Origin of the sequence: Pseudomonas sp. CYM-20-01, assembly GCF_023169845.1 — a bacterium.
GTDB classification, from domain to species: Bacteria; Pseudomonadota; Gammaproteobacteria; order Pseudomonadales; family Pseudomonadaceae; genus Aquipseudomonas; species Aquipseudomonas azotoformans.
Map to the genome: position 1 here is coordinate 6,584,983 of NZ_AP025169.1, position 22,955 is coordinate 6,607,937.

Annotated in this window: 21 protein-coding genes and 1 pseudogene; 9 read left to right on the forward strand and 13 right to left on the reverse strand. The window is 60.8% G+C overall.

Annotated features, from left to right (window positions below):
• Positions 1 to 284: 284 nt before the first annotated feature.
• Positions 285 to 1,655 (reverse strand): OprD family porin, encoded by a 1,371-nt coding sequence (locus M2497_RS30140; RefSeq protein WP_248485211.1) that lies wholly within the window; start codon positions 1,653 to 1,655, stop codon positions 285 to 287.
• 370 nt (positions 1,656 to 2,025) lie between these two features.
• On the opposite strand from M2497_RS30140, the pseudogene M2497_RS30145 reads away from it, so the two are divergent.
• Positions 2,026 to 2,581: pseudogene (locus tag M2497_RS30145) on the forward strand (ABC transporter substrate-binding protein); the annotation flags it as partial.
• Positions 2,582 to 2,655: 74 nt separating this feature from the next.
• Here M2497_RS30145 and argA read toward each other — a convergent pair.
• Together argA and argE are read right to left on the reverse strand one after the other, a co-directional pair.
• The gene (gene argA / locus M2497_RS30150) at positions 2,656 to 3,957 is read right to left on the reverse strand and encodes an amino-acid N-acetyltransferase (protein ID WP_058426475.1); all 1,302 of its coding nucleotides are present in this window, start codon (positions 3,955 to 3,957) and stop codon (positions 2,656 to 2,658) included.
• A 135-nt stretch (positions 3,958 to 4,092) separates the two neighbouring features.
• Positions 4,093 to 5,241, reverse strand: coding sequence for an acetylornithine deacetylase (gene argE / locus M2497_RS30155; protein WP_248485213.1), 1,149 nt, complete (start codon positions 5,239 to 5,241; stop codon positions 4,093 to 4,095).
• Positions 5,242 to 5,399: 158 nt separating this feature from the next.
• Here argE and M2497_RS30160 point away from each other — a divergent pair, with 158 nt between their 5' ends.
• Complete coding sequence (locus tag M2497_RS30160) at positions 5,400 to 6,767, forward strand: CYTH domain-containing protein (protein ID WP_248485215.1); 1,368 nt, start codon at positions 5,400 to 5,402, stop codon at positions 6,765 to 6,767.
• Positions 6,768 to 6,786: 19 nt separating this feature from the next.
• On the opposite strand, the gene M2497_RS30165 is transcribed toward M2497_RS30160, so the two are convergent.
• Positions 6,787 to 7,257: an Lrp/AsnC family transcriptional regulator gene (locus M2497_RS30165; RefSeq protein ID WP_010207358.1), complete on the reverse strand. Its 471-nt coding sequence runs from the start codon at positions 7,255 to 7,257 to the stop codon at positions 6,787 to 6,789.
• Positions 7,258 to 7,384: 127 nt separating this feature from the next.
• On the opposite strand from M2497_RS30165, the gene M2497_RS30170 reads away from it, so the two are divergent.
• From M2497_RS30170 to M2497_RS30200, 7 genes are all read left to right on the forward strand, one after another.
• Positions 7,385 to 7,723 carry a hypothetical protein gene (locus M2497_RS30170; RefSeq protein WP_248485217.1) on the forward strand — a complete coding sequence of 113 codons (339 nt, stop codon included), beginning with the start codon at positions 7,385 to 7,387 and terminating at the stop codon, positions 7,721 to 7,723.
• An 83-nt stretch (positions 7,724 to 7,806) separates the two neighbouring features.
• On the forward strand, positions 7,807 to 9,486 hold the full coding sequence (locus M2497_RS30175) for a GspE/PulE family protein (protein ID WP_248485218.1): 1,680 nt from the start codon (positions 7,807 to 7,809) through the stop codon (positions 9,484 to 9,486).
• Between the two features lie 77 nt (positions 9,487 to 9,563).
• Positions 9,564 to 10,484 (forward strand): SPFH domain-containing protein, encoded by a 921-nt coding sequence (locus tag M2497_RS30180; protein WP_010207363.1) that lies wholly within the window; start codon positions 9,564 to 9,566, stop codon positions 10,482 to 10,484.
• Positions 10,485 to 10,494: 10 nt separating this feature from the next.
• Positions 10,495 to 10,941: an NfeD family protein gene (locus M2497_RS30185; protein ID WP_071490443.1), complete on the forward strand. Its 447-nt coding sequence runs from the start codon at positions 10,495 to 10,497 to the stop codon at positions 10,939 to 10,941.
• A 69-nt stretch (positions 10,942 to 11,010) separates the two neighbouring features.
• Entirely contained in the window at positions 11,011 to 11,325 is a 315-nt protein-coding gene (locus M2497_RS30190; protein ID WP_003176799.1) for a DUF2388 domain-containing protein, read from the forward strand.
• A gap of 187 nt (positions 11,326 to 11,512) precedes the next feature.
• Positions 11,513 to 12,178: an outer membrane beta-barrel protein gene (locus tag M2497_RS30195; RefSeq protein ID WP_248485220.1), complete on the forward strand. Its 666-nt coding sequence runs from the start codon at positions 11,513 to 11,515 to the stop codon at positions 12,176 to 12,178.
• A gap of 158 nt (positions 12,179 to 12,336) precedes the next feature.
• On the forward strand, positions 12,337 to 13,476 hold the full coding sequence (locus tag M2497_RS30200) for a DegT/DnrJ/EryC1/StrS aminotransferase family protein (RefSeq protein ID WP_248485222.1): 1,140 nt from the start codon (positions 12,337 to 12,339) through the stop codon (positions 13,474 to 13,476).
• 42 nt (positions 13,477 to 13,518) lie between these two features.
• Here M2497_RS30200 and gcvH read toward each other — a convergent pair whose 3' ends face one another.
• The 9 genes from gcvH to M2497_RS30245 all read right to left on the reverse strand — a co-directional run bounded on the left by gcvH (position 13,519) and on the right by M2497_RS30245 (position 22,915).
• Positions 13,519 to 13,902 (reverse strand): glycine cleavage system protein GcvH, encoded by a 384-nt coding sequence (gene gcvH / locus M2497_RS30205; RefSeq protein WP_058426466.1) that lies wholly within the window; start codon positions 13,900 to 13,902, stop codon positions 13,519 to 13,521.
• A 53-nt stretch (positions 13,903 to 13,955) separates the two neighbouring features.
• Entirely contained in the window at positions 13,956 to 15,038 is a 1,083-nt protein-coding gene (gene gcvT, locus M2497_RS30210; RefSeq protein WP_248485223.1) for a glycine cleavage system aminomethyltransferase GcvT, read from the reverse strand.
• A gap of 156 nt (positions 15,039 to 15,194) precedes the next feature.
• Positions 15,195 to 16,811, reverse strand: a complete 1,617-nt coding sequence (locus M2497_RS30215) for an iron ABC transporter permease (protein ID WP_248485225.1) — start codon at positions 16,809 to 16,811, stop codon at positions 15,195 to 15,197.
• A gap of 149 nt (positions 16,812 to 16,960) precedes the next feature.
• Positions 16,961 to 17,965 carry an extracellular solute-binding protein gene (locus tag M2497_RS30220; protein WP_071490448.1) on the reverse strand — a complete coding sequence of 335 codons (1,005 nt, stop codon included), beginning with the start codon at positions 17,963 to 17,965 and terminating at the stop codon, positions 16,961 to 16,963.
• 160 nt (positions 17,966 to 18,125) lie between these two features.
• Entirely contained in the window at positions 18,126 to 19,343 is a 1,218-nt protein-coding gene (locus M2497_RS30225; protein ID WP_248488274.1) for a 2-octaprenyl-3-methyl-6-methoxy-1,4-benzoquinol hydroxylase, read from the reverse strand.
• 9 nt (positions 19,344 to 19,352) lie between these two features.
• Positions 19,353 to 19,838: a DUF4442 domain-containing protein gene (locus M2497_RS30230; RefSeq protein WP_248485227.1), complete on the reverse strand. Its 486-nt coding sequence runs from the start codon at positions 19,836 to 19,838 to the stop codon at positions 19,353 to 19,355.
• Complete coding sequence (gene ubiH, locus M2497_RS30235; RefSeq protein WP_248485229.1) at positions 19,831 to 21,018, reverse strand: 2-octaprenyl-6-methoxyphenyl hydroxylase; 1,188 nt, start codon at positions 21,016 to 21,018, stop codon at positions 19,831 to 19,833. Before ubiH ends, M2497_RS30230 begins: the two co-directional genes overlap by 8 nt.
• Complete coding sequence (gene pepP, locus M2497_RS30240; protein WP_248485236.1) at positions 21,015 to 22,337, reverse strand: Xaa-Pro aminopeptidase; 1,323 nt, start codon at positions 22,335 to 22,337, stop codon at positions 21,015 to 21,017. Before pepP ends, ubiH begins: the two co-directional genes overlap by 4 nt.
• A gap of 20 nt (positions 22,338 to 22,357) precedes the next feature.
• Positions 22,358 to 22,915 carry a YecA family protein gene (locus M2497_RS30245; protein WP_015886444.1) on the reverse strand — a complete coding sequence of 186 codons (558 nt, stop codon included), beginning with the start codon at positions 22,913 to 22,915 and terminating at the stop codon, positions 22,358 to 22,360.
• Positions 22,916 to 22,955: the final 40 nt, after the last annotated feature.

The window sequence follows — 22,955 nt, forward strand, 5'->3', positions numbered from 1 at the left end:
CTCCTGATGAGTGCTTATGGAGCCCACTGTGCATGGATTGCGGATTATTTAAAAAGAATAAATATCGATTTATCTAGACGATAAAGGAATATTAAAAATCTGTTCATTGGACGTGGGTGCAGGCGAGGAGCAACATCGTTTTCAAGGTTCGAGAAGGCCTTGAGACGCTGTACAAAGAGGGGTTCAGGAAGGGCCTGCGGGGGTTTGGCCCGACTTGAAAGCAAGACACCCTGCCCGGTGTTGCACCGGGCAGGGCTTTACAGGCTTACAACAGCGTCACGCTACTAGAACAGTGGCAGCGAGTAGCTGACGATCAGGCGGTTTTCGTCCTGGGAACGGGTGTTCGCCAGATCGGTACGCCACATAGCGTTTTTCCAGGCAACGCCGAGGTTTTTCAGCGGACCTTCTGGAATCACGTAGGCAACGGTGATGTCGCGTTCCCACTCGGATTGACCGGTGGTTTCGGCACGGCCGTTGTTGTTGGCGATGGTGTCGATGTCGCTGCCTTTGAGGTAAACAACACCAGCGGTCAGGCCAGGTACACCGACTTTTGCGAAGTCATAGGCGTAGCGAGCTTGCCAGGTACGCTCGCCAGCGCGGGCGAACTTCTGGATCTGCATGTCGGTAGTGATGTAAGCCGACGAGCCGTCACCCTGGTTCAACCAAGGGAAGTCGCTGCTGCCATTGCTGACTTGGTAACCACCACCGAAGGTGTGACCGGCAACGGTGTACAGGAACAGGCCGCTGTACAGGTTGTTGTCGACCTTGCCTTTACCGGCGTTGAAGTTGTTGTAGTTACCGCTGGAGTAGTAAGCGGCGGTGTCGCCGTTCTTGCCATCGTCCGAGCTGTTGAAATAACGCAGGTCAGACTTCAGAACGCCCGGGCCGATTGCCCAGTTGTGGGTCAGACCCAGGAAGTGCTGCTTGTAGAAGTCTTCCAGATTGCCGTAGTAGTACTGGGCAGTCAGGTCTTTGGTCAGCTTGTAGTCACCACCGGCGTAGTAGAACTTGTTGCTGAACTTGCCGGCGTTGTAGTTGGAGCTACCGTTGGCGCCGCCAATCGACAGGTTTTCGTTGTTGCTGGAGTTACGGCCCTTGGCCTTTTCCACCTGACCGGCCACCAAGGTCAAATCCTTGATGTCGTTGGTGGTGATCTGGCCACCTTGGAAGGTTTGCGGCAGCAGACGACCATCGTTGGTCACGATAACCGGCAGTTTTGGCTGCAGGGTACCCAGCTTCAGTTCGGTCTGGGAGATCTTCACCTTACCGGTCACGCCCAGGCTGGCGTAATCGTGGACGGCTTTGTTGCCGTCGCTTGGGAAGATGGTGCCGCCGGAAGCGGTGCCGGTGTAGTTACCGTGATCAGCACGGCTCGAATCCAGACGCACGCCGTACAGGCCGATCGCGTCAACACCGAACTGAACGGTACCTTGGGTGTAACCCGAGATGAAACGCAGATCGAAGCCTTGGCCCCATTCAGCGTTTTTGCTACGTGTGTTGGACGTGGCGTTAGGGTGGCCGTCACGGTTATCAGTGTTGATGTAGAAGTTACGCAGCCCCAGTGTTGCCTTACTGTCTTCGATGAAACCGGCGGAGTTTGCCTGCTGGGCAATCGCAGCCAAAGCTACGGCCAACGCCAATGTTGACTTCTTCATGTACCGCTCCTCTCATTTCTAATTTTTGTATTTCTTTGGTCTCGGGTCTGACGCCCTCGATCCACAGATGCGCGATTAGCGCCAGATAGTGACTACCAAGTCAATCGTAACCTTGTGTGTCTACTACCTTCGTCTAATCGCAGTTGATTTGGTCCCTGCAGGGTAATGAGTTTTTCATACACCCAAAAAGAATTGTTTCATTCTTTTTCATACGATTCGGGAATAAGCCTTTTCATGACGCGGACCCGTCAGGGTAGACGACCCACTCAATAAGCTAATGCCTAAAAGGTATTTGGTAGCGCTTTTTTAGATCGTTTAGTGTGGCCGTACTGTTGCATACGTCACCCACGATCAAAAAGGCGACGCCATCATGGCCAAACGCACATCCTCCCGTCAATTTGTTACAGTTTTTGTGTCACTAATACTTTCTTTTGGTGTCAAAGCCGCCGATTTGACCATCGGCTAGAAAATTGCCTGGTGCCGTTTCAACAGTGGGCCGGAAGTCGTAACCGCCATCGCCTCGGGCGACTTGCGAATCGGCAACCTCGGTTCCAGCCCTCTTGCCGCAGTGGCATAGCGGAATCTATCCATCGTCGCGTTCATCGTATCGGCCCAGATCAATACTTCTGAAGCATGGGTGGTGCGTAATGACAGCCACATTGACGCACCCAGGGATTTGATCGGTAAAACCATCGCCACGCCGTTTGTCATTAGTGGATACGGAACCGGTGCACAAAATCGCGAAAATGACAGGCGCCAACGCCGCAGACACTCCTGAGCTGCTGGCAGGCACGACATTCCCGGATGCCCAGGCACAACAAGCCGATGCGCTGCTAAAAGGCGGCACGGCAAAGTTTTTGAAGGAAAAGGGAAAGGTGGAGATGGTGCTGCCGGATTACTTGGCCTTGGTGACTGACAAATTTATCAGTCCGAGAACTGATCCATGTGGGAGCGGGCTTGCTCCCACATTTTTTGACCTGAGTCGTTCCCGAAATCGAGGTTACAGGGCCTTCTCGAAAATCTTCGAATTACGCTGATAGTTGTACAGGGACGCCCGCGCAGACGGCAGACGGTCAACACTGCTCGGCTCAAACCCCCGCTCACGGAACCAGTGGGCGGTGCGGGTGGTGAGGACAAACAAGGTCTTCAACCCCTGCGCCCGGGCACGGGCCTGGATGCGCTCCAGCAACACATCACCACGTGCGCCATGACGGTACTCCGGGTTCACTGCCAGGCAAGCCAACTCACCCGCGTCCGAATCGGCAATCTGATACAGCGCCGCACAGGCGATGATCATGCCTTCGCGCTCCACCACGCTGAACTGCTCGATCTCACGCTCCAGCACTTCCCGCGAACGGCGTACCAGGATGCCCTGCTCTTCCAGCGGGCTGATCAGGTCAAGCAAACCGCCGACATCCTCAATCGCCGCTTCGCGCACCTGCTCGAATTGCTCCTGGGCCACCAGCGTACCGCCGCCGTCCCGGGTAAACAGCTCGGTGAGCAAGGCGCCGTCTTCGGCATAGCTGACAATATGGCTGCGCCCTACTCCACCCCGGCACGCTTCGGCGGCGGCATCGAGCAATTCGGCCTGATAGTTGGTTTTGCCCAGGCGTTGCAGGTGAGCCGGCACCTGTTGCGGGCGCAACTCGCGTACCAGGCGACCATTTTCATCGATCAAGCCCATATCGGCGCCAAACAACAGCAGCTTGTCGGCGCCCAGGTCGATGGCGGCGCGGGTGGCGACGTCTTCGCAGGCCAGGTTGAAGATCTCCCCGGTCGGCGAGTAGCCCAACGGCGACAGCAGCACGATGGAGCGTTCGTCCAACAGGCGGTTGATGCCCTTGCGGTCTACGCGGCGTACTTCGCCGGTGTGGTGGTAGTCCACGCCATCCAATACACCGATGGGACGTGCGGTCACGAAATTACCGCTGGTTACACGCAGGCGCGAGCCCTGCATCGGCGACGAGGCCATGTCCATCGATAGGCGAGCTTCAATGGCGATGCGCAGGTGGCCGACCGCGTCGATCACGCACTCCAGCGTCGCCGCGTCAGTGATGCGCATGCCTTCGTGGTAAGTCGGGATCAGGCCACGCGCTTCAAGGCGCACTTCGATCTGTGGCCGCGAACCGTGGACCAGTACCAAGCGCACGCCCAGGCTGTGCAGCAGCACTAAGTCGTGGACGATATTGCCGAAGTTGGGATGCTCCACACCGTCGCCGGGCAGCATGACCACAAAGGTGCAGTCGCGGTGGGCATTGATGTAGGGGGACGCGTGACGAAGCCAGTTAACGTAGTCGGGCATAGAACCTGGGCCTGTAATAAAAAGCAGCCGAAAAAGGATGATTCGTGAAAGCGCACGGCGGGCTGATGGTTATCGTCGGAACAGGCTTGGCGACACGCTCACTCTCCTTCTATGTACGAACAGGCAGGGGTTAATTTATGCAGGTTTCAGGCAGTAATGTTCGATCAGTTCCCGCAATAGACGCACTGTAGGCGTCAAGCGTGACATTTCGAGGTATTCGCCCGGCTGGTGCGCGCAGGCGATGTCGCCGGGGCCGAGCACCAGGGTTTCACAACCAAGGCGCTGAAGATAAGGCGCTTCGGTGCCGAACGCTACTGCTTCGGCACGATGGCCGGTCAATCGTTCCGCCACCCGCACCAGTTCGGCGTCTTCCGGTTGCTCGAAGGGCGGTACTTCGGGGAACAGCGGCGCGAAGTCAATCTTGACCTGATGGCGCTCGGCCAACGGCTGGAGCTTCTGGCGGATGGCGTCGCGCAGCACCTGGGGATCCATGCCCGGCAGTGGGCGCAGGTCGAATTCCAGGGAGCACTGGCCGCAGATGCGGTTGGGGTTGTCGCCGCCGTGGATACAGCCGAAGTTCATGGTCGGCTGCGGCACGCTGAACTGCGGGTTGCGGTACTCGCGCTGCCAGGCCAGGCGCAGGCCACGCAATTCGCCGATGGCGTCGTGCATGGCTTCGAGGGCACTGTGACCCAGGCTCGGGTCCGACGAATGGCCGCTTTGGCCAAGAATATCGATGCGCTCCATCATCACGCCTTTGTGCAGGCGGATCGGCTTGAGGCCAGTCGGCTCGCCGATCACCGCTGCGCGGCCCAGCGGGCGGCCTGCTTCGGCCAGTGCGCGGGCGCCGGACATGGAGCTTTCTTCATCACAGGTGGCGAGAATCAGCAGCGGTTGTTTGAACGGCTGATCCAGCAGCGGCAACACCGCTTCGATGGCCAGCGCGAAAAAACCCTTCATGTCGCAGCTGCCCAATCCTACCCAACGGCCGTCAACTTCCGTCAGCTTGAGCGGGTCGGTCTTCCACAGCGCTGCGTCATAAGGGACGGTATCGCTATGCCCCGCCAGTACCAGGCCACCGGGCCCACTGCCGTAACTGGCCAGCAGGTTGAACTTGCCGGGGCTGACCTGTTGGATATCGATGGCGAAACCCAGATCCCCCAGCCAAGCGGCGAGCAAGTCGATCACCGGGCGGTTGGTCTGGTCGAGAGACGCCTGGGTGCAGCTCACGGATGGCGCAGCAATCAGCGCGGCAAACTGCTCTTTCATGGACGGTAACGGCATGCTCGGCCTCTCGACTTCCCGGATGAACCTCACTATAGAGCCATCTGCACGACACAATAAACCGTTGCGGCACGTTGCCGGGCTCAGTCCTGTACACTGCACGACCTTGGCAGCCACTCTTTTACCCGGCTGCGCTCCCGATCCTGGATGTTCCGGCCATGCAAAAAGAAACTGAAATCAAGCTCCGCGTCAGCCGCGAGACCCTCGCCGCGCTGCGTGAGCACCCGCTCCTGAAAAAACGCAACAAAAGTGGCTGGGAACGCCGTGAGTTGATGAACCAGTACTTCGACACTCCCGAGCGCGACCTGGCCCAGGCCAAAGTCGCCCTGCGCCTGCGCAAGGACGGTGACGACATCATCCAGACCCTCAAGACCCGTGGTCAGAGCGTCGCCGGCTTGTCGGAACGTAACGAATACAACTGGGAACTGCCCAAAGCCAAGCTCGACGTAAAGAAACTCGACGGCGAATGCTGGCCCGAGCAACTGGCCGAGCTGGACAAAAAGACCCTCAAGCCGATCTTCACCACCGACTTCGTGCGTGAGCGCGCCGAAATCGCCTGGGGGCGCGGCAAGGCCAAGGTGGTGATCGAAGCCGCCCTGGACCTGGGCCACGTGGTGGTCGGCAAGCAGAAAGAAGAAATCTGCGAGCTGGAACTGGAACTGCGCGAAGGCGAACCGTCTGCCCTGCTGGAACTGGCCGCCGAACTGGCCGCGACCCTGGCGTTGATGCCGTGCGATATCAGCAAGGCCGAGCGCGGCTACCGCCTGTACGACGCCAGCAGCTACTCCCTGAGCCTTCCGGCGCCACAGTTGCACGCCGAAATGCCGCTGGATGACGCCTTCGCCGCGATCATGTGGCACCTGCTGGGCAGCAGCCAGCGCCTGGCCGAGCAATACCGTTTCAATGGCCACTGGCGCCTGCTGCAAGATTGGGTCGACAACCTCGGCGAACTGCGTGCCTTGGTCGGCAGCCTCGGCCAGGCGGCACCGCGTCAGTCCACCAGCGAACTGCGCAGCGCACTCGATGCCTTGCTGGAAGACTGGCGCCCACTGGTGCAGGCCGGCGATGACGACGAAGACATCCGCAAAGCCGCGCCGGAGCAGTTCGCCGAAGAACTGGACGACGTGCGCTGGGGCCTGTTCTCGCTGAACGCTTCACGCTGGCTGCTGGCCCGCACCTGGACCGCGGACCGCAACGTGCGTGGCAACCGCCAAGGCGCCGCGCAAATCACCAACTGGCTGCCGCGCCTGCTGGCCGACGATGCCGTCGCCCTGCAACTGCCGCGCTACCAGCAACAGCCGGAAGACCTGGCCGAGCAATTGCCACGCATCGAGCGTATCCAGGCCTGGCTGCACCATGCGCGTCAGGTGGTCGACATTCCCGAACTGGACCGTCTGTACGGCGAGCTGAACAAGTTGGTGCAACTGGCCAACCAGCCGATCACCGATGAGTCGCTGGATGCGCGGATGCATCAGGCGATTGCGGTGTATCAGAACCGGGCGTGGAAGACCTTGTTGCGCCTGTAAGGCCGCTATCACCAGCCTGTCAGCGCAATACTGGCAGGCTGGTGGTGGATTTGATCTCGGACAAAGCCACAATCGAATTGACCTCCTGAATCCCGGGCACCATCGACAGCTTCTCGAAGAAAAACCGCTCATACGCCTCGATGTCCGAGGTGACGATGCGCAGTAGAAAATCCACCGCCCCCATCAGCACATAACACTCCAGCACTTCCGGAAACCCGCGAATCGCGTCGGTGAACTCGGTGAAGTTGGAACGACCGTGGGCGTTGAGTTTCACTTCGGCGAATATCTGCGTGTTGAGGCCGATCTTCTTGCGATCCAGCAAGGTCACCTGGCCGCGAATCACGCCCTCTTCCTTGAGCCGTTGGATGCGTCGCCAGCAAGGCGACTGGGAAAGGCCCACCTGTTCGGCGATCTGCGCGCTGGAGAGAGAAGCGTCTTCTTGCAACAGGGCCAGGATACGGCGGTCGTAGGCGTCCAACTCGCTGTGCATATAAATACCCTCCATCGCACTTATTCTGAATTGATTGATTCGATTTTTTACAAAACAGGCCCATCTTAGATAAGAAATCTCCGGTGGCGAATGTAAAAATTTCTCCAGTCGAATCTGGAGCTTTCCCATGCACGCCGTCGAAACCAACCACCCCGCTACCCGCGTCGATGCGTGGGCCGTCAACAACGCCCATTGCCAGGCGCATTACCAGATCGTCGCCGAGGCGGAGCCCGACGTGGTGTGCCGGGTACTTAACTACTTCGCCCTGCAATGCCTCACGCCGCAACAGGTCACGGTCAACCGCGAAGAAGACCTGTTGAACATCGGCATCGTCATGGACGGCCTGAGCTGGCACCGCGCCCAGGTGATCGGTGAAAAGATTCGAAACCTGATCAGCGTGTGCGCGCTGGACGTGTGGTCGGCTGATGCCGCGGGGCCTCTGGCAGTGGTGGCGGTCGCTCAGTAAGAACCTGCAATACACGCCGGGAGGAAGATATCCAGGGGCTGGCTAGCCTGGGATTTACGCCCACTGCCCTCAGGAAAACCTTCATGCCGGTTGATCAACGCTTGGAACTGCATCAACTGCTGCCGGCTTTGCTTGAAGGGCGACTGATCACCCCAGAAGTTGCACAGCAGTTGTCGGCGCTGCCGGCCAGCAACACCTTGCATCCCCTGGAACGCATCGCAGCCCTTGGCCCCAGCCTGGAAACCCTGTCCGAATGGCTGGCCCAGCATGCCGGGCAACCGTACCTGCGTATCGACCCGTTGAAGATCGATGTGGCGACGGTCGTGCCGCTCATGTCCCACGCGTTCGCCCAACGCCACTCGATCCTTGCGGTGGCGGTGGACGCGCAGACGGTCACCGTCGCCAGCGCCCAGCCACACGTCACCAGTTGGGAAGCCGGGCTGGCGCAGGTGCTCAAGCGCTCGATCAAGCGTGTGGTCGCCAACCCCCAGGACATAACGCGCTGCATCGGCGAGTTCTACCGGCTGGCGAAGTCCGTCAGCGGCGCCGATCAAAAAGTTGCGGCACCGGGCAACAACGAACTGCTCAACCTCGGCGCCAGCGACCAGGAGCCGGATGCCAACGACGCACATATCGTCAACATCGTCGACTGGCTGTTGCAATACGCTTTCGGCCAGCGCGCCAGCGATATCCACATTGAACCGTGCCGAGAACAGGGCCGTGTGCGCTTTCGCATCGACGGGTTGTTGCACGACGTCTATCAGTTCCCGCCCCAGGTCACGATGGCAGTGGTCAGCCGCCTCAAAAGCCTGGGCCGCATGAATGTGGCGGAAAAGCGCAGGCCCCAGGACGGTCGGGTCAAGACCAAAAGCCCGACCGGAGCGGAAGTGGAGCTGCGCCTGTCCACCTTGCCCACGGCGTTTGGCGAAAAGCTGGTGATGCGGATCTTCGACCCACAAGTACTGCTCAAGGGCTTTGACCAGCTTGGTTTATCGGTTGAGGACCAGCAACGCTGGCAAGCCATGACGAGCCAGACCAACGGCATCATCCTGGTTACCGGCCCTACCGGTTCAGGCAAGACCAGCACCCTCTACACCACGCTCAAGCAATTGGCCACGCGGGAGGTCAACCTGTGCACCGTGGAAGATCCGATCGAGATGGTCGAGCCGGCGTTCAACCAGATGCAGGTGCAGCACAATATCGACCTGACCTTCGCCAGCGGCATCCGCGCCCTGCTCCGCCAGGACCCGGACATCATCATGATCGGCGAGATCCGCGACCAGGAGACCGCCGAAATGGCGATCCAGGCCGCATTGACCGGGCACCTGGTGCTGTCGACCCTGCATACCAACGATGCGCCCAGCGCCATCAGCCGCTTGCAGGAACTGGGCATTGCGCATTATTTGATCAAGGCCACCTTGCTCGGCGTAATGGCGCAGCGTTTGGTGCGGGTCTTATGCCCGCACTGCAAGCGGTCTCTGGGTGACGCCCATGAAGCGGTCGGGTGCGTTGAATGTCGACACAGCGGTTATCAGGGGCGGGCCGGCGTTTACGAAATCATGGTTTTGAACGAAGCGCTCAACACATTGATCACGCCTGGGGCCGATGTGCAGGCCCTGCGCCAGGCCGCAGTTACCCACGGCATGTGCAGCTTGCGCATGGCCGGCATGCAGAAGGTCGCGGCGGGGGTCACCACGATGGCGGAAGTCTTGCGGGTGACTCCCGGGGATTCGGTAACAAATCCTTTGTTTGTCAGGCAGTGAAACCGTTCTTATCGGTGACAACACCGTTACAATCGGCCCAACGTCGTTTCACTGACACCATCAGATAGGGAATCGCTATGCAGATCGGAACCGTACTGCTTCTTTTCGTGGGTTTGGCCATCGCCATCCTGTTCATGGGCTTCAAGGTGGTCCCCCAGGGCTACCAATGGACGGTCGAGCGTTTTGGCCGTTACACCAACACCCTCAAGCCTGGCTTGAACATCATCATCCCGGTCATGGACCGCATCGGTCGCAAGATCAACGTGATGGAAAGCGTACTGGATATCCCGCCCCAGGAAGTCATCACCGCCGACAACGCCACCGTGCAGATCGACGCCGTGTGCTTCTTCCAGGTGGTAAACACCGCCCAGGCCGCCTACGAGGTCAACAACCTCGAACACGCCATCCGCAACCTGCTGCAAACCAACATCCGTACCGTGCTCGGCTCCATGGAACTGGATGCCATGCTCAGCCAGCGTGACGGCATCAACGAAAAACTGCTGAAGACCGTGGACGAAGCCACCGCGCCGTGGGGGATCAAGATCACCCGTATCGAGATCAAGGACATCAGCCCGCCTGCCGACCTGATGGCCGCCATGTCGGGCCAGATGAAAGCCGAACGGATCAAGCGTGCGCAGATCCTCGAAGCCGAAGGCCTGCGCGCCTCGGCGATCCTGACTGCCGAAGGCAAGAAGCAGGCACAGATTCTCGAGGCCGAAGGTAGCCGGCAGGCGGCGTTCCTTGAATCCGAAGCCCGTGAGCGTCAGGCCGAAGCCGAAGCACGCGCCACACAGGTGGTGTCGGAAGCGATCGCATCAGGCAACGTGCAGGCGGTCAATTACTTCGTCGCACAGAAATACATCGACGCCCTGGGCAAGCTGGCCTCGGCCAACAACAGCAAGGTTATCCTGATGCCGCTGGAGGCCAGCCAGGTGATCGGCGCAGTTGGCGGTATCGGCGAGATCGTCAAGGCAACGTTCGACAACAAGAAAGGCTGAGGCCAGCGCCATGTGGGATTTCCTGCAGCATCTGTCGTTCTGGGATTGGTTGGCACTGGGCACAGTACTGCTGATTCTTGAGGTATTCGGCGCTGGCGGTTACCTGTTGTGGATGGGTATCGCCGCGGCCGCCGTGGGCGTGATCAAGTTTCTGGTGCCACCCCTGGGGCTGGAATGGCAACTTCTGCTGTTTGCCGTGTTGTCGATAATGACGGCGGTGTACTGGTGGAAGCGTCAGCGCAGCAGCGCCAAGGCCAGCGACCAGCCGGGTCTCAACGAGCGCGGTTCCGAGCTGATCGGCCGCACCTTCGTGGTGCACCAGGCGATTGTGGATGGCCGGGGCAAGGTAAAAGTCGGTGATGGCGTATGGATGGTGACCGGCCCGGACAGCCCCGTAGGCGCTCAAGTGCGGGTGGTTGGCCAGGAAGGCGTGGTGTTAAGGGTTGAAACTGTTTAGTCAGTGATGGAACTCGGTTGGGCTAACTACAATCATAAAGTACAGATAACCCACCCGGAGTCACCCATCATGCGTCTCAAATATGCTGTCGCAACCCTTGCTGTGCTTTCCCTCCCTGTCGGATCAGCCATGGCCGACAGTTTCTGGCGCAATGTCATCTCGTCGGGCGCCACCACCGGCTCGACATACCTGACGTTCAAGGACCACAAGCTGGTGGTCGCCGCCCAAGACGACGCCGGCAGCTTCGTTGCCAGCGATGGCGGCATCCGTGGCCCATACCTGGAAGCCGCGATGCAGAAAGTCCGCGCCGACAACCCTGGCCTGCAGGCCACGGACATGGAGCTGGCCAACGCTATCCTCGCGAAAAATGCAGTCACCGAATAACTCGGGCTCAATAAAAATGCCGCTGTTAACAGCGGCATTTTTTTGTCCTCAATTCCTACGGTCATCATCGCTGGGCACTACACAAGCATTGCTGTTTTCCCAACTGCATACAGAGAAGTCCTGTCGAGCCTCACTCTGCCGGGCCACAAGCTAAGGATTCCTTTTTGAACAAAGCGAATCACTGCCCATGCACAAGATTGCCTACGCACTGCTGTTCTCTGCATTTGCCACCGCCTACGCCCAGGCAGAAAGCTGGTACGGATCAGCCAAATTCAACAACGCTCGCCAGAACCTCTCCAGTTCACTGCTCACCAGCCCGCGCGTGACGGACAGGGTGGACGCCCCGGATAGCAGCAAAGCATTCGTGGCCTCTTTCGCCGCAGGCTATGCCTTCGCCAATGGCTGGCGCCTGGAAGGGGAGTACACGATGCCAAACAGTTCGACCTTCAAATCCTACTGGGCCCCCTTCAATGCCAACGTCAACAGCCTGCATGTGCAGAGCCAGCGCTTGATGCTCAACGGCTATAAAGATATCCCGATCAACCAGTGGCTATCGTTTTACGGTATGGCCGGTGTGGGCATCGCACGCATTGAGTCCGAAGGTTATCAAACCATTGAGACCCGTCGTTTTGCCAGCAACCGCCAACATAACCTTGCCTATAGCCTGGGTATTGGGCTGGAGGCCAAGGCCAGTGAGCGACTCACGTTAGGGGCGGGTTATCGTTACACCGCCATGGGCGACGTCGAAACCGGTTACAACACCTTCACGAACCGCGCAAATGCACGGGATGAGCAACTCAAAGGCAAACTCAAGGAGCAGAACATGTTCCTGGAAGCGCGGCTTGCCTTCTGATTATTTGCGAAGAATGCCGCCTTCGACGTGGCATTCTTCGGCTCAATAGTGACGATTCATTCACAGATGACAGGCTATATTCAGTCAAGCCGTGCAACCATGCCGGTACTGATACCTCGCTTACTCATCGCCAACCTGAAACGGATGCCTTCGTCGTCATGAGCCAACTGCCCTTCCTGCCGTTTTCCAAACCCACCATCGATGAAGCCACCATTGCAGCGGTCGGCGATGTACTGCGCTCGGGCTGGATCACCAGCGGGCCGAAGGTGCAGGCCTTCGAAGCTCAGTTGTCGGAGTACTTTGGCGGTCGGCCGGTGCGCACCTTCAACTCGGGCACCTGCACCATGGAGATTGCCTTGCGCATTGCCGGCATCGGGCCAGGCGATGAAGTCATCACCACGCCGATTTCCTGGGTAGCCACGGCCAACGTGATTCTGGAAGTGGGCGCTACGCCGGTGTTTGCCGATATTGACCCGGTGACCCGCAATATCGACCTGTCCCAGGTGGAAGCGGCGATTACCCCGCGCACCAAGGCGATCATCCCGGTTTACCTGGCCGGCCTGCCCCTGGATATGCCGATGCTGTATGCACTGGCGAACAAGTACAACCTGCGCATTATCGAAGATGCGGCGCAGGCGCTGGGTTCCAGCTGGGATGGCGAGCGTATTGGCGCCACCGGGGATTTTGTGTCGTTCAGTTTCCAGGCCAACAAGAACATCACCTCTTCCGAGGGCGGCTGCCTGGTGTTGAACAACGCCGAAGAAGCGCGACTGGCAGAAAAATACCGCCTGCAAGGTGTTACCCGTACCGGCTTCGACGGCCTGGACGTGGATGTATTAGGCGGCAAGTTCAACATGACCGACATCGCCGCCGCCATTGGCCTGGGGCAATTTGCCCATATCGAGCAGATCACTGCTCACCGCCAGAACCTGGCGCGGCACTACTTCAAATGCTTTGGCAGTGACTTTGAAGAGCAGTACGGCGCACAACTGCCGCCGGCAGACTTCGAAAACAGCAACTGGCACCTGTTTCAACTGGTGCTGCCGGAACGTCAGGACGGCCTGCCAGCCCGCGCCACCTTCATGGAGCAAATGCAGGCCCATGGCGTCGGCATTGGCTATCACTACCCGCCGATCCACCTGCTGAGCCTTTATCGGGCACAGGGGTTCAAGGAAGGCATGTTCCCGGTGGCGGAGAAAGTGGGGCGCTTGATCGTGTCGTTGCCGATGTTTACGGCGATGACAGAGGCGGATGTGGAGCGGTCGGTGGCAGCCGTGAAGGCAGTTCTACAGCCCTAAAAGCACATTGCGGGAGCCGTATAACCGGCTCCCGCAACAGGATCACTCGCCGATGGCGGCTTTGTAGCCGGCAGCATCCAGCAATTTGTCCAGGTCAGCCGGGTTGCTTGGCTTGAGCTTGAAGATCCAAGCGCCGTAGGGATCAGAGTTCAGCAGCTCCGGGCTGCCACTCAGTTCTTCGTTGACGGCAATCACTTCGCCTGCAACCGGGGCGTAGATATCCGAGGCGGCCTTGACCGACTCAACCACACCCGCCTGGCCAGCAGCGTCAAACTGGGCGCCCACTTCGGCCAACTCAACAAACACCACATCACCCAACGCTTCCTGAGCATGGTCGGAAATACCGACGGTCACGGTGCCGTCAGCTTCCAGGCGTGCCCATTCGTGGCTTTCGGCAAAACGCAGGTCGGCAGGGATATCGCTCATAATCTGTGTCCTCAAGAAGTAATGTCAGCGGCCATTGGCCTGCCGGAAATAGGTTAGATCAAGGTTTTGCCATGGCGCACGAAGGTCGGTTTGACCACTCGAACCGGGTACCACTTGCCGCGGATTTCCACTTCGGCCCGATCAGCGGTTGCCGTCGGTACACGCGCCAGGGCAATGGATTTGCTCAGCGTAGGAGAGAAACTACCACTGGTGATCTCCCCTTCGCCAATATTGGCGATACGAACCACCTGGTGAGCGCGCAAAACCCCGCGTTCTTCCAGCACCAGCCCGACCAGCTTGAACTGCACCCCGGCTGCTTTTTCTGCTTCCAGCGCGGCGCGGCCAATGAAATTACGCTCGGCAGGCTCCCAGGCGATGCTCCAGGCCATGTTCGATGCCAGGGGCGAAACCTCCTGGTGGATGTCCTGGCCGTACAGGTTCATCCCCGCTTCTAGGCGCAGGGTATCGCGGGCGCCGAGGCCGATGGGTGAAATACCAGCGCCCACCAGGTCATTGAAAAAGCCCGGAGCCTGATCAGCGGGCAAGACAATCTCCAGGCCATCTTCGCCGGTGTAACCCGTGCGTGCGATAAACCAGTCACCATCGGCGTGGCCTTCGAAGGGCTTGAGCTGGTGAATCAGGGTGCTGCGCGATTGCGTGACCAGTTCGGCGATCTTTTGCCGGGCGTGGGGACCTTGGATGGCCAGCATGGCCAACTCGGGGCGCTCATGCAGTTGCACCTGATAGTCGCCCAGTTGCGCTTGCATCCAGGCCATATCCTGGTCGCGGGTGGCAGCGTTGACCACCAGCCGATAAGCGGCCTCGGTGCGGTAGACAATCATGTCGTCCACCACGCCGCCCTGTTCGTTGAGCATGGCGCTGTACAACGCACGGCCGCAGCCGTGCAGGCGTTCGACATCATTGGCCAGCAGGTGCTGGAGCCATTCCTTGGCCTGGGGGCCGCTGACATCGATCACGGTCATATGAGATACATCGAACACCCCGCAGTCGCGTCGCACCTGATGGTGCTCTTCAACTTGCGAGCCGTAGTGCAAAGGCATATCCCAACCGCCAAAATCGACCATTTTCGCGCCAAGGGCGAGATGCAGGTCATACAGAGGCGTACGCTGTCCCATGGGTTTCTCCTTCCGGGCTTGGCGAAGGTGCGCGGAGCTACTGTCCGCGCTGAACACCTTGACTCACAAGGCCTGCAGCCACGTCCAGCGACCCGCTCCAAAAGACGAAGCGCACCGAATGCCGCGCATTGTAGCCGCAAGCCGTAGGACTGGCACCTAACCGATTTGCCGGGCGGAGCGTCGGATCAGCCCGATCACCGGCAACAGGCCCACCAGCACCAGGGTCAACGCCGGCAAAGAGGCCCGTGCCCACTCGCCCTCACTGGTCATTTCAAAGATCCGCACTGCCAGCGTATCCCAGCCAAACGGGCGCATCAGCAAGGTGGCGGGCATTTCCTTGAGCACATCGACAAACACCAGGAGTGCTGCGCTCAAAGTACCCGGCAGCAGCAACGGCAGATACACTTTGCAAAACAGTCGTGGGCCACTCACACCTAGACTGCGTGCAGCTTCCGGCAGGGACGGGCGGATACGCGCCAGGCTGTTTTCCAACGGCCCATAGGCCACCGCCAGGAAACGCACCAGGTACGCCAGCACCAATGCCGACAGGCTGCCCAACAGCAACGGCTTGCCCGCCCCACCGAGCCAGCTGGAGACAGGCACCACCAGTTCACGGTCCAGATAGCTGAACGCCAACATGATCGATACCGCCAGCACCGAGCCCGGCAAGGCATAGCCGATGTTGGCCAGGCTGATACCGGAACGGATCGCCCGTGTCGGCGCCAGGCGGTTGGCGAACGCCAGCACCAGGGCCACGCTGACCGTGATCAAGGCCGCGATGCCGCCCAGGTAAAGCGTGTGGAGGATCAGGCCCGAATAGCGCTCATCCAGATCGAAGCGGCCGCGCTGCCAGAACCAGGCCACCAGTTGCAACATCGGGATGACAAACGCACAGGCGAACACCAACCCGCACCAACTGCTGGCCGCGACCGCCTTGAACCCACGCAGGTGGTACAACGCCTTACTACGTGGCCGTTCATTGCTCGGTCGGCTGGCGCCCCGGGCGCGCCGCTCGCCGTACAGCACCAGCATCACCACCAGCAGCAACAGGCTGGCCAACTGGGCGGCGCTGGAAAGGCTGAAGAAGCCGTACCACGTCTTGTAGATGGCGGTGGTGAACGTGTCGAAGTTGAACACTGAGACCGCGCCGAAATCCGCCAGGGTTTCCATCAACGCTAAGGCGACTCCAGCCCCAATCGCCGGCCGCGCCATGGGCAGGGCCACGTGCCAGAACGCTCGCCATGGCGATTGCCCCAGCACCCGCGCGGCCTCCATCAGGCCTTTGCCCTGGGCCAGGAACGCGGTGCGCGCCAATAGATAAACATAGGGATAGAACACCAGGACCAGGACGATGATCACACCGCTGGTGGAGCGCACCCGTGGCAGGCGCAGCCCGGTGCCGAACCATTCACGCAACAGGGTTTGCACGGGACCGGAGAAGTCCAGCAGGCCGACAAACACAAAGGCCAGCACATAGGCAGGAATGGCGAACGGCAACATCAACGCCCAATCCAGCCAGCGCCGACCAGGAAACTCGCAGAGGCTGGTCAACCAGGCCAGGCTGACGCCCAACAGGGTCACGCCGATACCGACGCCCAGCACCAGGGTGAGCGTGTTGCCCAGCAGGCGCGGCATCTGGGTTTCCCACAGGTGCGACCAGATCTGGTTGTCGATACTTTGCCAGGACAGTAACAGCACGCTCAGCGGCAGCAGTACGAGGGCGGCGACGGTGAAGACCGGCAGGTACCAGCGGCGTTGGGCGGGGTGGGCCAAAGTCAGTTCTCAGTGAATGTCTTTAATTCAACTCTCGATCCAATGTGGGAGGGGGCTTGCCCCCGATGGCGGTGGATCAGTCCATGATGAGTGAACTGATATCCCGCTATCGGGGGCAAGCCCCCTCCCACATTTTGACCAGCAGTGTGTCAGTTCCAGCCGGCGCGATCCATCAGGCGGATCGCCTCAGCCTGGCGCTTGCCCGCCACTTCCACCGGCAAGGTGTCCGCCACGAACTTGCCCCAGGTCGCCACTTCGGCTGACGGCGGCACCGCCGGGTTGGCCGGGAACTCCTGGTTCACATCGGCAAAGATCTTCTGCGCCTCAGGCGTGGTCATCCACTCTACCAGCGCCTTGGCGGCTTCCGGATGCGGCGCGTGCTGGGTCAGGCCGATACCCGACAGGTTCACGTGCACGCCACGGTCGCCCTGGTTCGGCCAGAACAGCTTCACCGCCAGGTCCGGTTTCTGCTTGTGCAGGCGGCCGTAGTAGTAGGTGTTGACGATACCCACGTCGCATTGCCCGGCGTTGATGGCTTCGAGCACAGCGATGTCATCGGAGAACACGTCGGTGGACAGGTTGTTGACCCAACCCTTGACGATCTCTTCGGTCTTGGCCGCGCCGTGGGTTTCGATCAGGGTGGCGGTCAGCGACTGGTTGTAGACCTTTTTCGCCGTACGCAGGCACAGGCGGCCTTCCCACTGTTTGTCAGCCAGGGCTTCGTAGGTGGTGAGGTCACCCGGTTTCACCCGGTCGGTGGAATAGGCGATGGTCCGTGCGCGCAGGCTCAAGCCGGTCCAGGTGTGTTTTGACGAGCGATATTGCAGGGGAATGTTCTTGTCGATCACCGGGGAGGTGAACGGTTGCAGGATCCCCATCTGCTCGGCCTGCCAGAGGTTGCCGGCATCCACGGTGAGCAGAAGGTCGGCGGTGGCGTTTGCGCCCTCGGCCTTGATGCGCTGCATCAGCGGGGCTTCCTTGTCGGTGATGAACTTGACCTGCACGCCGGTTTTCTGGGTGTAGGCATCGAAGACCGGCTTGATCAGCTCATCGATGCGCGAGGAGTAGACCACCACTTCGTCGGCGGCCTGCACAGTGGTGCTGCCGATCAGGGTGAGTGCCAGGGCAGTCAGGAGGCGCTTGGGTGCCAACATGGGTGCGGTCTCTCATTTGCAAAAAGAGGGCAAATGATAAGGACTCACATTTGGTAGTGCTTGGTAGAGGCGTTACCAGATGTTGCATGACGGAGATTGGTTGTGGGCTGATGGCCTCATCGGGGGCAAGCCCCCTCCCACAAGGGATCGCATTTCAATATCAGGGTTTCGCAAGGTCCGGGAGATCGCCAGTCAGGCCGAGAGCCTGACGCACAAACACGGCCTTGGCCTCGGGCATCTGGTCGACCATCTTCAACCCGGCGTTGCGCAACCAGCGCAGCGGCAGCTGATCGGCCTGGAACAGTCGCTCAAAACCTTCCATCGCCGCCATCAGCGCCAGGTTATGCGGCATGCGCCGACGCTCGTAACGGCTCAGTACCTTAACGTCCGCCAGGCGCTCGCCGCGCTCGGTTGCCGCCAACAGCACCTCGGCCAACACCGCTGCATCGAGGAAACCCAGGTTCACGCCCTGCCCCGCCAACGGATGAATGACGTGAGCCGCGTCGCCGATCAAGGCCAGGCCTTCGGCCACGTAGCGCTTGGCGTGGCGCTGACGCAACGGCACACATACGCGTGGGTCGGCGCTGATCACGTTGCCGAGTCGTCCCTCAAAGGCGCGCTCCAGCTCGCGACAGAAGCTTTCATCATCCAGCGCCATCAAGCGCTCGGACTCGGCCGGCGTGGTCGACCAGACGATCGAACACCAATCCTCCTGCCCATCCCGCTCCAGCGGCAAAAACGCCAGCGGACCCATATCGGTAAAGCGTTGCCACGCCGTACGCTGATGCGGCTGGCTGCTGCGCACGCTGGTGACGATGGCGTTATGCAGGTAATCCCACTCACGGGTCGCGGTGCCTGTCAGGCGGCGTACGGCGGAGTTGGCACCATCGGCGGCCACCACCAGCGGCGCGCGCAACGTGCGGCCATCGGCCAGGGTCAGCAGCCAGTCATCGCCGGAACGGCGCATCTGTTCCAGGCGCGCATTGGCCAGCAGGCCCAGGTCGCAGTCGTGCAGACGGTCAAGCAAGGCATCCTGCACCACGCGGTTCTCGACGATATGCCCGAGCACCTCGGCATGCACGCTGGCGGCCGAAAAGTGGATCTGCCCGGTGCCGCTGCCGTCCCACACCTGCATCTCGCCGTAAGGGCTGGCGCGGCGCGAGACGATGCCGTCCCACACGCCCAGCCGCTCCAGAATGCGCTGGCTGGCGGCCGACAAGGCGCTCACACGGGGTTCGAAGGCGGCCTCGCGGTCGAACGGCTTGACGCTCAGCGGGCTGCCGTCGAGCAGCAGCACCTGCAGGCCGCTGCCCTGCAACGCCAGCGCCAGGGCGCTTCCGACCATTCCGGCCCCGACAATCAGCACATCTGCGCGCATGTCCATGCTTTAAGCCTGTCTCACTGGCGGCTTGCGCCGCACGTAAAGGGTTTTGTCGACCCGCGCCACCAGGGTGCCGGAGCCGTCATGAATCTGCACCTTGAGGTGGGGCAGGTACTTCTCGCCACCTTCGGTGTGTCGACGGACCTCGTCCAGCAAGGCCTCGTCGATGGAAAATTCGGCATACACCGGGCCTTTGCCGGGCGAAATGAAATCGATACTCGCGGCCTTGTCCCACACGATGTAGTCGCGGCCCAGGTTCTCCATCAGCATCAACATGTAGAACGGGTCAACCATCGAATACAGGCTGCCGCCGAATTGCGTGCCGACATAGTTGCGGTTGTACCAGCCCAGGCCCATGCGCACTTTGACGTGACGAAAATCGGCGCTCATGCGCTGAACGCTGACCCCCGCGCCCAGGTACGGCGGGTACAGGGTCATGATCCAACGCAACAATCTCGCCTTGCCCAGGCGCGCGATCAACCACTTACGCATCGGGACGCGTGCCCAGGCCCATGGCTTGCCGGGCGAACCAGCGTTTGGCGGGCGGCAACAAATCCAGCCCCAGCAGCCCCATGTTTCGGCCCAGGGCGACCAACGGTTGGGCGCTGCCGAACAGGCGCGTGACCTGGTCGGAGAAGCCCACGGTGAGTTTCTGGTCCAGGCGCTGGCGCTCGCGATAACCCTGCAAGGTGGCCAGATCACCCGGCACCTGCGGCCCGGCCAGCAAAGCCTCGGCCAGGGCATTCGCGTCACGCAGGGACAGGTTGAAGCCCTGCCCGGCAATTGGGTGCAGGCTGTGGGCGGCGTTGCCGAGGATCGCCAGATGGGAGCGCACTTGCTCCTCGGCTTCCACCAGCGTCAGCGGATACAGGTGACGGGCGCCCACTTGCTTCAGCGTACCCAGGCGATAGCCGAACACGCCCTGCAATTCACTGAGGAAACTGCGTTCATCGAGATTGGCCAGGCGCTGCGCGTCCATGCCGATGCGCGTCCAGACCAGCGCGCAGCGGTTGTCTGGCAGCGGCAGCAAGGCCATCGGGCCTTCATCGGTGAAGCGCTCGAACGCCTCGCCGTTGTGGGCTTCGCTCGGGGTGATGTTGGCGATCAGCGCGCTCTGGTTGTAGGGGCGGGTTTTCACGCCAATGCCCAATTGCTCGCGCAGGCCGGAGCGGCCGCCGTCAGCCAGTACAGCGAGATCGCACTCCAGCACGGTTTCATCGTTAAGGGTCAGGCGGTAGCCATCGGGAAGCGGCTCCATGCGCGCGACTTCGGCCGGGCAACGCCAGCTGACCACGTCTTTGTCCAGGCCTTGCCACAGGCATTGGCCCAGCCAGGCGTTTTCCACCACGTAACCGAGGGCCGGCACGCCCTCTTCCATGGCAGACAAGCGCGCGGTGGAGAAACGCCCACGGTCGGACACATGGATCTGCTTGATCGGCTCGGCGCGGCGTGAAATGTCCTGCCACAGGCCCAGCCGCTGATAGATCTGCCGGGCGCCGAAGGACAGCGCCGAAGAACGCGCATCGTAGCTCGGCTGGTAGCTGTCGCCCGGCGCGAAGGGTTCGATCAGCACGATCTTCCAGCCCCGGGCCTTGGCCCCGGCCTGCAACGCCAGTGCCAGGCTGGCGCCCACCAGGCCGCCGCCGATGATCGCCAGGTTGACCCGGCTCATCGCGCAGCCGCCATCAGCGCTTCGATATCGGCGACAGTCTTGGGCACGCCGCCGGTCAGGATTTCACAGCCTTGCTTGGTCACTACCACGTCGTCCTCGATGCGTACGCCAATGCCACGCCATTTCTTTGCCACGTTCTGGTTGTCCGGTGAAATGTAGATCCCCGGTTCCACGGTCAACGCCATGCCGACTTCCAGCACACGCCATTCACCGCCCACTTTATATTCGCCCACATCGTGTACATCCATGCCCAGCCAATGACCGGCACGGTGCATGTAAAACACCTTATAGGCTTCGCTGGCGATCAGTTCGTCGACGTCACCCTGCAACAACCCCAGCTTGACCAACCCGGCGGTGATGACCCGTACGGTCGCCTCATGGGCCTGGTTCCAATGCTTGTCCGGGGCGATCTCCGCGAAGGCGGCTTCCTGGGAGGCCAGCACAATCTCGTAGATCGCCTTTTGTTCCGGCGAAAATCTGCCATTGACCGGCCAGGTGCGGGTGATGTCGCTGGCATAGCAGTCGATCTCGCAACCGGCGTCGATCAGCACCAGGTCACCGTCCTTGAGCACCGCGTCATTCTGCTGGTAATGCAGGATGCAGCTGTTGCGCCCGGCGGCGACGATGGAACCGTAGGCCGGCATTTTCGCGCCGCCTTTGCGAAATTCATAATCCAGCTCGGCTTCCAGGCTGAACTCATACAGGCCGGCCCGGCTGGCCTGCATCGCCTTCACGTGGGCCGCGCAAGAGATTCGCGCCGCCTCGCGCATCACCTTCACTTCCGCCGCCGATTTATACAGGCGCATGTCGTGCAACAGATGATCCAGGGCAACGAATTCGTTCGGTGGCTGGGCGCCCAGGTGGGCCTTGGAGCGGATCACGTTGATCCACTCCATCAGGTGCCGGTCGAACTCGGCATTGCTGCCCATGGCCGAGTACACCCGGTCGCGGCCTTCGATAAGGCCGGGCAGGATGTCGTCGATATCGGTGATGGGGAAGGCATCGTCGGCGCCAAAGTCACGAATCGCGCCTTCGGTGCCGGCGCGCAGGCCGTCCCACAGTTCGCGTTCGGCGTTGCGTTCGCGGCAGAACAGCACGTACTCGCCGTGCTGGCGACCGGGCATCAGCACGATCACCGCTTCCGGCTCGGGGAAGCCGCTCAGGTACTGGAAATCACTGTCCTGGCGGTACACGTGTTCGACATCGCGATTGCGGATCGCCACGGCGGCGGCCGGCAGGATCGCGATGCTGTTGGGTTCCATCTGCGCCATGAGCGCCTTGCGGCGCCGGGTGTATTCCGCTTTGGGGATATGGATCATGGGCAGAGGGGTTTCCTTTCTTAGTGCAGCGACGGCTTGGGTGCAGCCGGCTCAGCCGATTTTTTGGTCTCGGTGAACAGCAGCAGCGGCGCGACGCGCAGGTATTCCATCACTTCCATGTAGTCGCCCTCGCCGTCTTCGGACTCTTCCAGGGCGTCTTGCACCTGGGAGATGGCTGCCAGGTCCTGCAGCACTTCCTTGGCGTCGGTGCTCAGTTCCAGGCCGCCGGCGTTCACGCCGAAGCCGTGGAGGAAGCCCTGGCACCATTGGCCCAGTGCGGCGGCACGCTCGGTTAGCGGCGCGTCGTCGGTCGGCAGCAGCAGGACCACGGTGACGTCATCACCGGTCAGCTCGCCCTTGACCATCTCTTGTAGGCCGATCAGCGCGTTGCGCACGTTGTCGGTCGGTTCGGTTTCCAGCAGTTCGGCCACGTCGGCCAGCCAGTTGTCGGCGTCGAAGCCGACGCCGGTGCAACTACGGCCCAGCAACACGCCGTGCAGTTCGGCCGGCGAGCAGGGGTGGCCGCTGGTGCTCAGCAGTTTGGAGAAAGCATCGTACGGGGAGTTCTGAATAGGCATGGTGAGCTAGGCGCCAGACGGCGCAATGTCTAGAATGGAG

Excerpts from the sequence above, each read along its gene's own strand:
- M2497_RS30140 (WP_248485211.1), bottom strand. The coding sequence starts at position 1,655 with ATGAAGAAGTCAACATTGGCGTTGGCCGTAGCTTTGGCTGCGATTGCC.
- argA (WP_058426475.1), bottom strand. The coding sequence starts at position 3,957 with ATGCCCGACTACGTTAACTGGCTTCGTCACGCGTCCCCCTACATCAAT.
- argE (WP_248485213.1), bottom strand. The coding sequence starts at position 5,241 with ATGCCGTTACCGTCCATGAAAGAGCAGTTTGCCGCGCTGATTGCTGCG.
- M2497_RS30160 (WP_248485215.1), top strand. The coding sequence starts at position 5,400 with ATGCAAAAAGAAACTGAAATCAAGCTCCGCGTCAGCCGCGAGACCCTC.
- M2497_RS30165 (WP_010207358.1), bottom strand. The coding sequence starts at position 7,257 with ATGCACAGCGAGTTGGACGCCTACGACCGCCGTATCCTGGCCCTGTTG.
- M2497_RS30170 (WP_248485217.1), top strand. The coding sequence starts at position 7,385 with ATGCACGCCGTCGAAACCAACCACCCCGCTACCCGCGTCGATGCGTGG.
- M2497_RS30175 (WP_248485218.1), top strand. The coding sequence starts at position 7,807 with ATGCCGGTTGATCAACGCTTGGAACTGCATCAACTGCTGCCGGCTTTG.
- M2497_RS30180 (WP_010207363.1), top strand. The coding sequence starts at position 9,564 with ATGCAGATCGGAACCGTACTGCTTCTTTTCGTGGGTTTGGCCATCGCC.
- M2497_RS30185 (WP_071490443.1), top strand. The coding sequence starts at position 10,495 with ATGTGGGATTTCCTGCAGCATCTGTCGTTCTGGGATTGGTTGGCACTG.
- M2497_RS30190 (WP_003176799.1), top strand. The coding sequence starts at position 11,011 with ATGCGTCTCAAATATGCTGTCGCAACCCTTGCTGTGCTTTCCCTCCCT.
- M2497_RS30195 (WP_248485220.1), top strand. The coding sequence starts at position 11,513 with ATGCACAAGATTGCCTACGCACTGCTGTTCTCTGCATTTGCCACCGCC.
- M2497_RS30200 (WP_248485222.1), top strand. The coding sequence starts at position 12,337 with ATGAGCCAACTGCCCTTCCTGCCGTTTTCCAAACCCACCATCGATGAA.
- gcvH (WP_058426466.1), bottom strand. The coding sequence starts at position 13,902 with ATGAGCGATATCCCTGCCGACCTGCGTTTTGCCGAAAGCCACGAATGG.
- gcvT (WP_248485223.1), bottom strand. The coding sequence starts at position 15,038 with ATGGGACAGCGTACGCCTCTGTATGACCTGCATCTCGCCCTTGGCGCG.
- M2497_RS30220 (WP_071490448.1), bottom strand. The coding sequence starts at position 17,965 with ATGTTGGCACCCAAGCGCCTCCTGACTGCCCTGGCACTCACCCTGATC.
- M2497_RS30225 (WP_248488274.1), bottom strand. The coding sequence starts at position 19,343 with ATGCGCGCAGATGTGCTGATTGTCGGGGCCGGAATGGTCGGAAGCGCC.
- M2497_RS30230 (WP_248485227.1), bottom strand. The coding sequence starts at position 19,838 with ATGCGTAAGTGGTTGATCGCGCGCCTGGGCAAGGCGAGATTGTTGCGT.
- ubiH (WP_248485229.1), bottom strand. The coding sequence starts at position 21,018 with ATGAGCCGGGTCAACCTGGCGATCATCGGCGGCGGCCTGGTGGGCGCC.
- pepP (WP_248485236.1), bottom strand. The coding sequence starts at position 22,337 with ATGATCCATATCCCCAAAGCGGAATACACCCGGCGCCGCAAGGCGCTC.
- M2497_RS30245 (WP_015886444.1), bottom strand. The coding sequence starts at position 22,915 with ATGCCTATTCAGAACTCCCCGTACGATGCTTTCTCCAAACTGCTGAGC.